Source organism: Sphingomonas sp. RIT328 (genome assembly GCF_000632225.1).
GTDB lineage: Bacteria > Pseudomonadota > Alphaproteobacteria > Sphingomonadales > Sphingomonadaceae > Sphingomonas > Sphingomonas kyungheensis.
Map to the genome: position 1 here is coordinate 59,505 of NZ_JFYV01000013.1, position 12,973 is coordinate 72,477.

At 63.4% G+C, this 12,973-nt stretch carries 13 protein-coding genes; 5 read left to right on the plus strand and 8 right to left on the minus strand.

Translation table 11 applies throughout. From position 1 onward, the window contains the following. Window positions 1-21: 21 nt before the first annotated feature. From BW41_RS08145 to BW41_RS08160, 4 genes are read right to left on the minus strand one after another with little or no spacing between them, the layout of a single operon-like run. Window positions 22-720, minus strand: coding sequence for a dihydrofolate reductase family protein (locus BW41_RS08145; protein ID WP_037533470.1), 699 nt, complete (start codon window positions 718-720; stop codon window positions 22-24). After that, complete coding sequence (locus BW41_RS08150) at window positions 717-1,919, minus strand: MFS transporter (protein WP_051583343.1); 1,203 nt, start codon at window positions 1,917-1,919, stop codon at window positions 717-719. Before BW41_RS08150 ends, BW41_RS08145 begins: the two co-directional genes overlap by 4 nt. Next, window positions 1,916-2,788: a 3-keto-5-aminohexanoate cleavage protein gene (locus BW41_RS08155; RefSeq protein WP_037533472.1), complete on the minus strand. Its 873-nt coding sequence runs from the start codon at window positions 2,786-2,788 to the stop codon at window positions 1,916-1,918. The genes BW41_RS08150 and BW41_RS08155 overlap by 4 nt, the downstream gene beginning before the upstream one ends. Window positions 2,789-2,792: 4 nt before the next feature. After that, window positions 2,793-3,677 carry an NAD-dependent epimerase/dehydratase family protein gene (locus BW41_RS08160; RefSeq protein ID WP_037533474.1) on the minus strand — a complete coding sequence of 295 codons (885 nt, stop codon included), beginning with the start codon at window positions 3,675-3,677 and terminating at the stop codon, window positions 2,793-2,795. A gap of 170 nt (window positions 3,678-3,847) precedes the next feature. Between BW41_RS08160 and BW41_RS08165 the strand changes: the two genes are divergently transcribed. The 4 genes from BW41_RS08165 (at window position 3,848) to BW41_RS08180 (ending at window position 7,579) form a co-directional block, all read left to right on the plus strand. Next, window positions 3,848-4,798: an SMP-30/gluconolactonase/LRE family protein gene (locus tag BW41_RS08165; protein ID WP_037533477.1), complete on the plus strand. Its 951-nt coding sequence runs from the start codon at window positions 3,848-3,850 to the stop codon at window positions 4,796-4,798. After that, on the plus strand, window positions 4,795-5,712 hold the full coding sequence (locus BW41_RS08170; RefSeq protein WP_037533480.1) for an alpha/beta fold hydrolase: 918 nt from the start codon (window positions 4,795-4,797) through the stop codon (window positions 5,710-5,712). The genes BW41_RS08165 and BW41_RS08170 overlap by 4 nt, the downstream gene beginning before the upstream one ends. Window positions 5,713-5,787: 75 nt before the next feature. Continuing rightward, window positions 5,788-6,723, plus strand: coding sequence for a LysR family transcriptional regulator (locus tag BW41_RS08175; RefSeq protein ID WP_051583344.1), 936 nt, complete (start codon window positions 5,788-5,790; stop codon window positions 6,721-6,723). A 433-nt stretch (window positions 6,724-7,156) separates the two neighbouring features. Then, a complete protein-coding gene (locus BW41_RS08180) occupies window positions 7,157-7,579 on the plus strand; it encodes a hypothetical protein (RefSeq protein WP_152542194.1) in 423 nt (140 codons plus the stop codon). Window positions 7,580-7,875: 296 nt separating this feature from the next. Here the strand turns inward: BW41_RS08180 and BW41_RS08185 are convergent, their stop codons facing one another. The 4 genes from BW41_RS08185 to pdxR all read right to left on the minus strand — a co-directional run bounded on the left by BW41_RS08185 (window position 7,876) and on the right by pdxR (window position 11,134). After that, the gene (locus BW41_RS08185) at window positions 7,876-8,460 is read right to left on the minus strand and encodes a glutathione S-transferase C-terminal domain-containing protein (RefSeq protein WP_037533487.1); all 585 of its coding nucleotides are present in this window, start codon (window positions 8,458-8,460) and stop codon (window positions 7,876-7,878) included. Then, window positions 8,457-8,858, minus strand: coding sequence for a hypothetical protein (locus tag BW41_RS08190; protein WP_037533540.1), 402 nt, complete (start codon window positions 8,856-8,858; stop codon window positions 8,457-8,459). The genes BW41_RS08185 and BW41_RS08190 overlap by 4 nt, the downstream gene beginning before the upstream one ends. Beyond that, window positions 8,855-9,598: an SDR family oxidoreductase gene (locus BW41_RS08195; protein WP_037533489.1), complete on the minus strand. Its 744-nt coding sequence runs from the start codon at window positions 9,596-9,598 to the stop codon at window positions 8,855-8,857. The genes BW41_RS08190 and BW41_RS08195 overlap by 4 nt, the downstream gene beginning before the upstream one ends. Window positions 9,599-9,718: 120 nt before the next feature. Beyond that, window positions 9,719-11,134 carry a MocR-like pyridoxine biosynthesis transcription factor PdxR gene (gene pdxR, locus BW41_RS08200; protein WP_037533492.1) on the minus strand — a complete coding sequence of 472 codons (1,416 nt, stop codon included), beginning with the start codon at window positions 11,132-11,134 and terminating at the stop codon, window positions 9,719-9,721. Between the two features lie 892 nt (window positions 11,135-12,026). On the opposite strand from pdxR, the gene BW41_RS08205 reads away from it, so the two are divergent. Beyond that, complete coding sequence (locus BW41_RS08205) at window positions 12,027-12,908, plus strand: AraC family transcriptional regulator (protein WP_037533494.1); 882 nt, start codon at window positions 12,027-12,029, stop codon at window positions 12,906-12,908. The last annotated feature ends 65 nt before the right edge of the window (window positions 12,909-12,973 follow it).

The window sequence follows — 12,973 nt, forward strand, 5'->3', positions numbered from 1 at the left end:
GAACTCCGGTTATTTCGAAGGTCAGGCGTAAGAGACGGCGTAGCGAAGATGGACGACGCCATTCCGGCGCATCTCGTTAGCGCTCATCGACAGACGGACGTGGTCGGCAAGGCCGTCGTCGCCCGCCTCGAACAGCGTCGGGCTGTTGCTGCGCCCGCCAATCGCGGGAAAGATCAGCACACTGACCTCGTCGACGAGCCCGGCCTTGAAGAACGTGCCGTTGGTGCGGCCGCCTCCCTCCAGCAACAGACGCTTGATCCCGAAGTGCTTCCCCAAGGTGTCCAGCACCTCGGCGAGATCGATCGTCTCGCCGTCGGCGACGATGTAGGAGATACCGTCGGCCGCCAGTTCGGCGAGGTGCGCGTCCCCCACGTCGCGGCCAAGCACCATGATAATCGGCGCACCGTAGGTCTCCGGACCGCTCCAGTGGAGCTTGCCGCCCTCGTCGATCAGGATCGCATAGTCGTCGGCACCAGCCCGCGCGACGTGCACGGGTCGCTGAACCTCGCCCGGATCGCTTGGCGGGTGCGGCTCGCCGTCGGCAAACTCCTCGCCAACCGCGCGGCCGGCGATCCATGCGTCGCACTCCAACTCGTCGTGGACCCGGTCGTACTCGGCGACCAGGTCGTCCGACGAACCCCCGGTCGATGGACTCCACTGGTCAACGACTAGCTGGCCGTCGAGGGGACTCATCATGTGGCAGATGACATGCGGTTTCATGCTTTCAGCTCCTGGGTAGAGGCGGGGCGCCGGATCAGCTGCGCCGAGACCACCATGATTGCGAGGCCGCCCGCGGCGAGGGCCGCGCCGACGAGCCCGGTCGAGGCCCAGCCAAAGCCGGCGGCAATGGCGAGCCCGCCCGTCCACGCGCCGATCGCGTTGGACAAATTAAAGGCGGAGTGGTTCATCGCGGCAGCGAGCGACTGCGCCTGGCGGGCGACGTCCATCAGCCTGGCCTGAAGCGCGGGGACCAATGCGAAGCCGATGCCGATCATGAACAGCGATGCACCGGCCATGATCGGACCGTGTGCGGCTAGGAAGAAGAGCGCGAGGAACACGACGTTCCAGACGATGATCGCGAAGATCGACGGGATCAGCGCGCGATCGGCAAGCCATCCACCCGCGATGTTGCCGACGACCATACCGAGCCCCCACAGGGCGAGGAACCACGGTACGGTTGCCTGAGCGACGCCGGTCTCCTCAACAAGCGTCGGCGTGATGTAGCTGTAGACCGCGAACATGCCGCCGAAGCCGATCGTGGCGACGCCGAGCGTCAGCCAGATTTGGAGGCTGCGGAACGCCGACAACTCGCGTAACGGACTGGCGTCCTTGTCGGCCGCAATCGTCGGAATGAGCGTCCGCAGCATGACGATCAGCAAGCCGCCTCCGATGGCGACGACGCCGAAGGCCGATCGCCAACCGAAGCTCTGTCCAAGCCAGGTGGTAAGCGGCACGCCGACGAGATTGGCCGCAGCCAGCCCGAGCATGACGCGGCCAATGGCCTGTGCTCGCTGCGAAGACGGCACCATTGCGGCCGCGACGATCGAAGCGGTGCCGTAGTAGGCGCCGTGCGGAAGCCCCGCAACAAAGCGCGCGGCGGCGATACTGAGGAAGCCGGGCGCAAGCGCGGAGGCGAGGTTGCCTACCAGCACGATAGAGGCGAGCAGGAGGAGAAGGTTGCGCTTCTCCATGCGCGCAGAGGCGATGGCGAGCGCAGGCGCGCCGACTACTACACCGATCGCATAGGCGCTGATGAGATTGCCCGCCTGCGGTATCGAGACGCCGGCAGACTGCGCCATGCTGGGCAGCAGCCCCATTGCGGCGAACTCGCCAGTGCCGATGAAGAGGCCGCCCAGCCCAAGCGCGAGCTGTGCAAGCGCGAGGCCGTGTGGGGCTGCGATGACCTTGTCCTGTGTCATAGTCCTAACAGCTCTCTGGTCTGAGCGGTGGTCGCGACCTCGCGGCCCATTGCGCGGGTAAGATGCGCGATAAAGGCAACGACCGCGCCGTTGTCAGGGCGGCCGAGTTCGGGCCAACCATAATCGCCCAAACCCGCCGAGACGTGCCCACCACGCTCAATCGCGAGCACCGCCTGGCTGGTGACGTTGCCGATCTTGTTCGAGACCGACCATTCTAGCTGCCCGTCGGGCAGGAAGCGGAGGTGCGCGTCGAGTCCGGCGATGGTGCCGGGATGGCCGCCGAGGATACCGCTGTCGGTCAGCTCGAAGAGCAGCCAGGCCGGCGCGTCGACCAGCCCCAGCTCGCGGAGCGCCTCGAACATGCGAGTGAAGGGCACGGCCCAGCTGACGAACTGCGGTTTGACGCCGAGCTTGCGGAGCCGGTCAGCGAAGAGACGCAGCGTCTCGGTGTGGTTGACATAGGTTCGGTCGCCGGTGCGGAAGTCGCCGTCACGGAACCGGTCGATATTGGTGCTGCCGGTGTCGATCGGCGCGATATCGGGGCACGTGGCGGGATCGCCTGCCAGCGCTTCGATATGCGCGATCCGGTCCTGGTCGTTGCCGCCCGCGGTGATCTGCCCGAGCGTCGGATAAACCAGGACGTCGCACCGTGAACGAATGGCGCGGATTGCCTCTGCGTAGGTCTCGGCCCGGTGATCGGGCGAGCCGTCATCGTGACGCGCGTGGAAATGGACGATGCTGGCACCCGCCTCGTGGGCGCGTGCGGCAGCTTCGGCGATCTCCGCTGGCGAAAACGGGATATGCCCGTTCTGCTCACGCGGTGTATACTCGTTGATCCGAGCCTCGATGATGAGGGGTTTCCGCGCCATCGACTTACTTCTTGTCGGTCCAGTGATGCTGAGGCTGGTAGCCCAGCACGCGCTTGGCCTTCTCGTTCGAGATGACGACCTCGTTGCCGCTGAACTCCTTGCGGCGCTCGATGTTGGGGAAGTGCTTGTCGAGCAGCTCAGCGGTCGGGGTCCGCATCACCGTCTCGTCGTTGGTAATGAAGAATTCGTCCTTGCCGCGCACATCATACTCGATCGCCAGCGCGACCGCCTGGGCGACGTCGCGGTTGTCGATGTACGTCCAGAAGTTCCAGAGGCGCTTGGTGGCGTCGTCCTGCCACTCCTCAAAGCCCTGATACTCCTCGGGGTTCATGACGTTGGAGAGACGCAGGCAGGTGATCCGCATCTCCGGATCGTTGAGGCAGAACTGGCGCGCCACCTCCTCGCCAAGCACCTTGGTCAGCGAATAGACGTTGTAGCCGCGCATCGGGTAATCTTCGTCGACCGGCACATAGGGCGCGTTGGTCTTATCGTAGGGGACGCCGGTGCCGACCTCGCTGGCGGCCCAGATGACGTTCTTGATGCCGAGCCGGCGCGCGGACTCGAACACGTTGTAGGTCGCCATCATGTTGATGCGCAGCTCTTCGCTGTCGGGCTTCATGCGCGGGTGCGGCATGCTGGCCAGATGGACGATCGCGTCGAACGCCTTCGGTTCGGCGCGGGCGTAAGTATCTTCGCCGATCGACGACAGTGCGTCGAGCGCCTGCCCGAAGTCGGTGAGGTCGGCGATCATCGCCGACTCCTTGGGATCGGACGGCTCCTTGTCGTCGATCAGAAAAACTTCGTAGCCCTTGTCGCGCAGATACGGGATGAGGACGGTACCGATCTTACCGAGGGCGCCGGTGACGGCAATACGCTTGCCATTTGGCATGATTATTCTCCGGAATTGCTTGGGGGCGAACAGCGTGTTCTGCAGCCTCAACTTCCCATGAAGCCAAAGGGATACCGAAGCTGCGCTCAACGGGGTGTGCAGATTAGCTCACGCAACTGGTGGTATTGCTCGTCGCTTAGATCCCCGACGATCACTTTCGGACTACTGCCATGCCCCCCATCCAGCTTACTTTCGAGCCCGTCGCGAGTGACGTCGGCTTCCCCGAAGCGCCGCTCGCCCTCGCCGACGGCACGCTCCTATTCGGCGACCTCCAGGGCGGTGTCGTGCGCCGTGTCACTGGCGGTGAGGTGTCGGTGTTCGCGGAGACGGGCGGGGCGCCAAATGGGCTCGCGCTGGCGCCGGACGGCAGCATCTACGTCGCCAACAATGGCGGCGCGATGAAGTGGTCGCGTGATGGCGATCGCACCATCTCCGACGGGTTCGAGACGAGTGGCTATGATAGTCGGGTCGAGCGGATCGACCGGGCTACCGGCAGGGTCACCCGCATTCTCGATCAGGTGGACGGGCACGCGTTGGAGGCGATCGACGACCTCGTCTTTTCCACTGACGGCAGCTTCTGGTTCACCGATCTCGGCCGCGAAGGGGAGCGATCGCGCAGCTTCGGCGGCGTCTACTGGTCTGCCGGTGACGGTTCAAACGCGCGCGCCGTCGCGTACCCGATCGTAAACGGCGCCAACGGTATCGGGCTCTCGCCCAATGGCGGAACGCTCTACGCGACTGAATATGGTGCCGGGCGCCTCTGGGCCTGGACGGTCGAGGCACCGGGTCGCCTTGGTCACACACCTGGTCAGCCGCATGGTGGACGCCTTGTCTGGCAGGCACCAGACGCGCAACTCCTCGACAGCCTCAAGGTGACGGCCGCAGGCAACGTCGTGATCGCCACCCAGCACCATGGCGTGTTCTCGGTTGTGTCACCGGAAGGCGAGCTGGTCGCGACGATCGCTACACCCGAGGAATTCCCGACCAACCTCTGCTTTGATCCCCGTCATCCAGGCACCGCCTACGTCACCTTGTCGACCACCAGTCGTGTGATACGCGCCGCATGGCCCGAACCTGGCCTTATTCCCTCCGCCCTTCTGCTAAAGGAACCCCGCTCGTGATCCAGCTTCTCGACCATGAGGGTCAACCTGCCCGTCAGCACCATATCCGTGCCAACGATGTCGACCTGCATGTCGTCGAGGCGGGCGAGGGTCCAGCGTTGCTGCTGATCCACGGCACGCCGAAGACGCACACCTACTGGCGCGAGATGCTGCCGCTCCTGACACCGCACTTCCGCGTTATCGCGCCTGACCTCCGCGGTGCCGGGATCAGCGGCCACCCCTACGCAGAGAAGGGCTATACCTCGCCGCTGATGACCGATGACCTGATCGGAGTCCTCGACGCACTCGGCGTCGATACGGTATTCGTCCACGGCGAGGACCGAGGTGCCGAATATGGCTACGTCCTGGCAGCCCGACATCCAGAGAGAGTGCGCGCGCTCTCGTTTGCCGAGATGATGCTATCGGGGTTTGGGCTCGAGGAACGGTCATTCCTGACCGAAGAGAACGTCAACGACGCGGCGACGCATCAGGGTGTCTGGGAGTGGCACGTGCCCTTCTTCTTCAAGGCGGACGTGCCCGAGATGCTGATCGCGGGAAAGGAGCGCGAGTTCTGGACCTACTGGCTCAACGCGCAATGCTACGATCCCACCAGGCAGCCGGCTGACCTGCTTGAGGAGTGGATCGCGCTGCTGTCGACCCCGCACGGCCTACGCGGCACGCTCGCCACCTACAAGGCGACCCTGGAGAACGCCAAGGTCAACCGCGAGCTGTCCGCATCGGCATTGTCGGTCCCTGTTCTAGCGACCGGCGCATCGCAGTTCTTCGGCGATCTGGTTCGCCAGAGCTTGGCGAAGGCCGGGCAGACCGTCTCCCACCACGAGGTATTCGAGCGGTGCGGGCACAGTCTGGCACTCGAACAGCCCGAGAAGCTCGCCGCGCTCCTCGTAGAGTTCTTCGGAACGACAGCCGATTAGATCGGCTCCCGTATTAACTGCGCCGGAATTTCTGCAATGTTGCCAAAAGGGCGTGGTTCGGTGAACGCTGCGGCTATGCAGCTCAACCGTTCCACCCTCGGCGACCTGAACGTCTTCGTGGCGCTCGCCCGGCATGGGGGCTTCCGCAAGGCCGCGCTCGATATGGATGTCTCACCATCAGCGCTGAGCCACTCTATGCGCGGCCTCGAAGCGCGGCTTGGCGTCCGACTTATTAATCGCAACGCGCGCAGCGTCACGCTCACGCAGGCGGGCGAGGAGCTGCTGGCACGCCTGGAGGCAGGGTTCGGCGAAATCAGCGAAGGTCTGGAAGGGCTGAACCGCTTCCGTGAGAGTCCGGCCGGTCGGCTGCGCATCAACGTTCTGAGCGACGCCGCTCGGCTCGTAGTGGGGCCGGTGCTCGCCACCTACACCCGCGACTATCCCGACGTGCAGGTAGAGGTCGTCGTCCAGGACACGATGGTCGACATCGTAGGCGGTGGTTTCGACGCAGGCATCCGCTTCGGCGGGCGCGTGCCCGAAGACATGATTGCTGTGCCGATCGGGCCGCCGCTGCGCTGGATCATGGCCGCGTCGTCATCCTATCTCGCTGAACGGGGGATGCCGAGCGATCCCGAGGCGTTGCGTCAGCATCGCTGCATCGGCTTCCGCATGGGAACGGGCGCGATCTACCGCTGGGAGCTTGAGCGCGGCAAGGATGTCCGCGCGCTCGATCTCGATTGGTCGATCGTCGTCAGCGAAACCGACGTGGCACTTTCCATCGCGCAAAGCGGGGGAGGGATAGTCTACTGCCTGGCCGAACGCGTCCAACCGCTGCTCGACAACGGCAGCCTGCGCGAAGTGCTTCCCGATTGGTCGTCTGACGGCGAGCCGTTCCACATCTATTATTCGAGCCGGCGCCAGCAGCCCGAGGCGCTGCGCGCGTTGGTAACAATGCTACGACGTGGAGCGAGCGCTGCGATAAACAGGCAAGATCACTCGAAAGGCGGATGATGGTAGGACACTCACAGCCTTGGTCGACACGCCCAATAAGGCGCTATGCGCAGAGACCGCCTCGCCGGGGCACCTACGGCAAAGGCAACAAGCAGAGCTTTAACCCTCGTTGAAGCCTTTGCGGTGCCGTTTGGTCTCCTTTGATTAGGACTCCAGACGGACCAAACGGAAAATTTGAGTCAAATTCCTGACGTTCCTTTTCGACGGAAACCGGACCGGGCAGAGTGGGAACGCTGAGGGTATACCCTAAACATACCAGTACGAAATCGATCAGTGGCTCGGTTCAAGCCAGGTCGGGGTAGGGCAGGGGAGGCAGAACGTACTTCAGAAGCAGACCTTCCGCTTCCGCCCAATAGCGTACGTTAACGCCTTCCCGGCATATCGTGGCTCTATCTCCGTACGGGGCTTGGAGGGCTTGATGATATCGTTACTCATGTTTCTGACGATGAGGCCGGGCGATCCGGTTCCTCCCGGACCCATCGCCATCACCTGCCGGATCGACGTCGTGGAGATTGGCTATTACGGCCCCCATGACAGCCTTCGACCGACACCGCCAACGCGCCGATCATCGGAGGTCGAATACCTACTCGACTTCGATCGACCTTCGCTCACCTTGGAAAGTGCGAGCCGCAGGATGGTGACCATAGATGATCCAGTTCACGGATCGCATCTGGTCGCAGGGCCTGACGGCATGGATGTGGAAACGACTGTGACAATGATGGGCGGATTTGTCATGAAGCGAGTCAGCCATTTCAACAGGGATGGTTCGGGCGGATCGACGAAGCAGGACACTTTCTCGCACGACGCGGTGGTTGGGCATGAGGAAGGGACCCTGACCTGCCGCCCCCGCGCGTGATCGCGGTGCGACCGTCCGCTTCCCCCATGAGCGGACATTCCGCTACCGCCCAAAACCGGACGACCCGGCGGCCAATCCGGGTTCCCGAAAGCAGCCACTCGTTCAGCGCGCCATTCCCGTTTCTCCATCCCCAAGGGCTAGTTTTGGGAACGAGCAATCGGGAACGGATTTTAGGAAAGCGGACGCTTCGAACGCCGTAGCGGCGCGATCGGCAGGGCCGCCTACCCGCAACTGGTTCGTTTTTGGAAAAACGCAGCTTCAAGAAAGTTTCGTTCGTCGGGTAGATGACCTTTACATCAACCTATTCCCTCCGCGGCCATCGCGGCCCGGACGGCGGGGCGCGCCTTCATGCGCTCACGCAAGCCAAGTAGCGGCAATGGCAGATCTAGCGCAAACCGATCAGCCCAGAGCAGCATAACGAATAGGTAGAAGTCGGCGATGCTAGGCGTCGATCCGAACAGATAGTCGCTCTTCAAGCCATCGGAGAGAGGTTGCATCAGGCGGAGCACTGTGTCGCCTGCCCTCGCTTTGTCGGAGGCGCTGCCGGCGTGCCACATCGGCTTGTACGCCCGGTGGATCTCGGTTGTGATATAGGTCAGCACCTCGATCACCCGCGTCCGTCCCAGCGCACCTTCGATCTGCAGCGCAGGGGTCTCGCCGGCGATCCAGTCGAGAACCGCGAGATTCTCTGTGATCATCGTGCCGTCGTCGAGAATGAGCGCCGGCACGTATTTCTTCGGATTGATCCGCGCGAAGTCTTCGCCGCTTGCCGTGCGGAACGTGCGCAAGTCAACACGTTCGGCTTCGAATACCATTCCCGCCTCTCGAAGCGCGATGTGGTCAGCCAGGCTGCAGGCGAGTGGGCTGTAATAGAGCTTCATCGAAGCGACTCCTCGTGAGACAGGGCGTAGACTGCAATCGCGATCGCCAACACGGCGGGCAGCGTCACGGCGGGAAAATCACGAAGCAGCGCCGAAGGACCGCAGATTCCGACCGCAACTTCCCAGATGTGGAAGATCGCATGCCCCGAGAGCCAGATCGCGGCGCCCCCCCAAGCGACCGAACGATGGACCGGACGCGCCGCACCCAGCAGGAATGCCGCGCCGACGCCGAGGAAGATCAACCCGATGTCGCGCACGAAATGCTGGTTGAACGGACCGGTCGTGGTCACTCCGGGCACCGCGAAATACCAGTTCGCGGGCGAGGCGAGCATGAAGAGGCCGTTTGCGACCGCTCCCATGCCGAGCAGGATCGCGATGCCCAGAACGACGCGGCTCATCGCGCGGCGAACCATGTGTCGTAGTCGGTCGCGCCGATATGCGCTCCGGCGGAAGGCATGAGCGAGCTGTCGTCGATCTTCGCGCCGAAATAAAGTGCGTCGGCCTCCCCCACCACGCCGCGCGCGTCACCGGTCGCCTCGAGATAGCGACGCACCAGCGCATCCATCCGGAACGCCGTCGGGCCAGCCACCTCGATCGTCCCGTTCGCGGGCGGGGCGACGACGATCGCGGCGAGCGCGTCCGCGACGTCGTTAGCCGCAATCGGCTGGAACAAGGCGGTAGACAGGTGGATCGCTTCGCCCGCCGCAGCCGAATGCGCGATGCCGCCAAGAAATTCGAAGAACTGCGTCGAATGCAGAATAGTATAGGGCATGCCCGACGCGCGGATCAGCGTCTCTTGCGCGACCTTCGCGCGCATATAGCCGCTGTCGGCAAGGCGCTCGGTCCCGACGACCGACAATGCGACATGGTGCCGGACGCCTGCGCTCGCTGCCGCGGCAAGGACGTTGCGGCTCGAGGTTTCGAAGAATGCGAGCACCGCGGCATCCTCGAACGATGGCGAGTTCGCGACGTCGACCAGGACGTCCGCCCCGGCTAACACTTCGTCGAGGCCCTCGCCCGTTAGCGTGTTCACGCCGCTGTTCGGCGAAGCGGCCACCGCCTCGTGTCCCGCTGTCTGCAAACGCGAAACGAGCTTCGAACCGATGAGGCCCGAGCCCCCGATCACGACGATCTTCATATCCCGATACCTTTTGCAAAGCGGCCCGCCGGATCGGCATGGGCTTGCTATAGGACGGGAGGTACAGGGCCTTGGCCCAGGCTCGTAGAGCCAAGAACCGTGAAAGCGACTAGGCCAAAATCATGAGGTTCGATCGGCCAGCAGCGTTCGCAGCGCCGCGACCGCATCGGCGATTCGGTTCGGGCGGAGGTTCGTTGCGCTTAGCAGAAGCCCCGGCGTGCGATGTGCGGCATCCTGGAACCAAGGCGACAGCGGAGACGGCGCGATCCCGAGTTCAGGCGCGCGCCGCGCCAGCGCCATGTCATCAATCCCTTCCGGCAATCGTAGAAGCGCTATCGGCCCGGCGACGGTCTCGATGGAATAGTCCGTCGCCAGCGCACGATGCAGCGCGGAAAGCCGTTCTGCATAGAGCCGCTTCATGTTGCGCAGGTGACGTAGATAATGACCTTCGGCGAGCAGCTGCGCGATCGCGAGCTGCGAAGGCGCGAAGAAGTTCGGCCCCAAGGTCGCTGCCGCTTCCCCGAAACGGTTGGCGAGCGCCATTGGTGCGACGACAAATCCGATCCCGACACCCGGTTTCAGCGTCTTGCTGAAGCTACCCACATGGATCACGCGACCGGCGGTGTCGCCACTTGCCAGCGCGGGCGCGGCGCGCGCGCCGAGCTGGAGTTCTCCTAGATAATCGTCCTCAATGATCCACCCGTTGGCGGCATCGGCCCAATCCAGCAGCATTTGACGTCGAGTATAGCTCATGGTCGCGCCCAGGGGGGAATGCTGCCCCGGCGTGACGATCGCGATACTGGCATCAGGCGCCAAAGCCATTCCTACGGCGACCTCGATACCCTCACTATCGACGGGCACCGCGACCGGGGAGACGCGCGCCATCTCCAATCCCATGCGGGTAATGGGATAGCCCGGCTCCTCCATCCAAGCGCGCTGGCCCGATGCGGCTAGTACCTGCAGCGCGAGCGCCAGCCCGGCGCGATAGCAGACAGTAACGATGACCTGATCGGGGGTGCAGCGGATGCCCCGCGCGATCGCCAGATAGGCGGCGATCTGTGCACGAAGTTCGGGGTGCCCGCGGGGGTCAGGATAGGTCGTCGGCGTCATTGCGTCGTCGCGAACCGCGCGTCCAAGCAAGCTGGTCCACAGCTTCGTCGGGAATGCATCTTGCGCTGGCACGCCGGTCTGGAAGGGCAATGCCGTCAGCGAAAAGCCACGCAGCATCGTCGAAAGTGGTCGAACGATCGGTTCGGTCGGCTTGGAACCGTGGACGGGGGGTTTAGCGATCACCCGAGTACCGGCCGAACCAGCTGCGCTCAGCAGCAGTTCGGACATCAACGCATCATAAGCTGCCTGCACAGTCCCTCGAGCAACTCCCAACTGGCTTGCCAGATCGCGGACCGATGGCAGCCTTGCACCGATTTCAATCCTCCCGTCGTCGATCGCTGTTCGAATATTGTCGCACACTTGGTGAGAAAGCGACGTCGCCGCTCTGCGATCCGGCTTGATGATGAAGTGTGCGTAGGAAGGCATGCGCTTACGGTACAGTGTTCGTGTTCCGTGAGGAATGTGTTCTGATGCCTCTTGCAACGACCGCCTCATCTCAGCTCCACGGCCTTCGCCTCAGGAACCAGCAAGATTCCAGTGGGGCCCCTGCGGCGCGTGATGTGGCGAGCCGTAGTGCCTGCTAATCCCTTCTCATTTCTGCAAGCGTGACGGGATTTGGGAAGCCCCTCGCATTCCCGTTTCTCGATCCTTGTGGGACGGGATCGCTATGCCTTGGGGTGTCATTCCGCCCCCAAACGTACCGGGTGCCAGCAGCGCATTTTTCAACAGCCCCGATCGTTTGTCGGACGGTCGCCAGCTGCGAAGCGCAATGCGTCAACCCGACCTCGCCGGCCGCTCATAAGGCGGAGACGAAATGCGGCTCTCGAACCCTCATTGAGGCCTCCTCGGTGCCGTTTGATAGGGTGCCGTATGGTCTTCCGTGGCTAGGACTCCAAGCGGACTAGGGGGCTAATCGGGCCAAATTTTAGACGTTCCTTTTCGGCGCAAATCGGACCGGCCCAATTAGGAACGCGGAGGGTATACCCAAAAGGCACCGGGATCAGGTCAGCCAAGGAAGCAGTCTGCGGGAGGGGCGGGCAGGGGGGGATCGTCAGCTGGACCTCTCGGCGAAGACCTATCGTGGCCATCCCGCCTTTCCCGAAACTCCATGTCGGTAGGGCAATTTCGGGAAAATGGTTTTGGGGACGGATTTTGAGAAAGCGCCGTACCTGAGGCGAAAGGAAGCTCACCAGTCGACGCTCGCCAATCTCTTGCCCTTCCTATGCGAGAACGCACGGATTAATCACAGAACCGCAAGATCGGTCGAGCGCCTCCGATCTGGGTACGTCTAGCTGGCGCCGCCACGGAGGACAGGACGATGAAGGCGGCGGCTCACAACTATCATGCCCGGATGCAGCGGGTGCTGGATTACATTGACCGGCATCTGGACAGCGATCTGGACCTGAATGCGGTGAGCAGCGTCGCGGCCTTCTCGAAATATCACTTCCACCGGGAGTTCACGGCGACCTTCGGGCTGTCCGTGCATCGCTACGTCCAGCTCGCCCGCATGAAGCGGGCATCTTACCGGCTGGCCTACAGGGACGCGCAGAGCGTCACCGACATAGCGATGAATGCCGGCTACGACGCCCCGGATGCCTTCGCCCGCGCCTTTCGGCAGCGGGTCGGGCAATCGCCGACGTCGTTCAGGAAATCTCCCGATTGGGAGCCGTGGCTTGCGGCCTTCGGGCCTCTCGACAACGCGAGGAGCAAGCTCATGCAGAATACCTATACCCCTGACGACGTGACGATCCGTGACGTGGCCCCGACGCCGGTGGCAATCATGGAGCATCGCGGCGACCCGGCGACGATCGGCGCGACCATCCAGCGGTTGATCGCTTGGCGCAAAGCGACTGGGCTGTCGCCGAAGGTCAGCCCGACCTTCAACGTCTTCCACTCCGATCCGCGCACGACGCCTCCGGCCGAATACCGCATGGACCTGTGTGTCGGCACCGACCGCCCCATCGAGGCGAACGGCGAGCGGATCGAGGCCGGCACCATTCCAGGCGGACGCTGTGCGGTGCTGCGCGTCGTTGGCAACACCGACAATCTGGAGCTTGCCGCCCTGTATCTCTACCGCGATTGGCTACCGGCCAGCGGAGAGGAAGCGCGGGACTTCCCGCTCTACTGCGAGCGCGTCACCTTCTTCCCGGAGGTGCCGGAACATGAAGCAACCGCGGACCTGTTCCTGCCGCTGAAGTAGGTTGGTGCAGGGGGCGGCATGGCTCCGTAGCGAAGAGGCCGCCCTTTCCAAAAATTCGATCCATC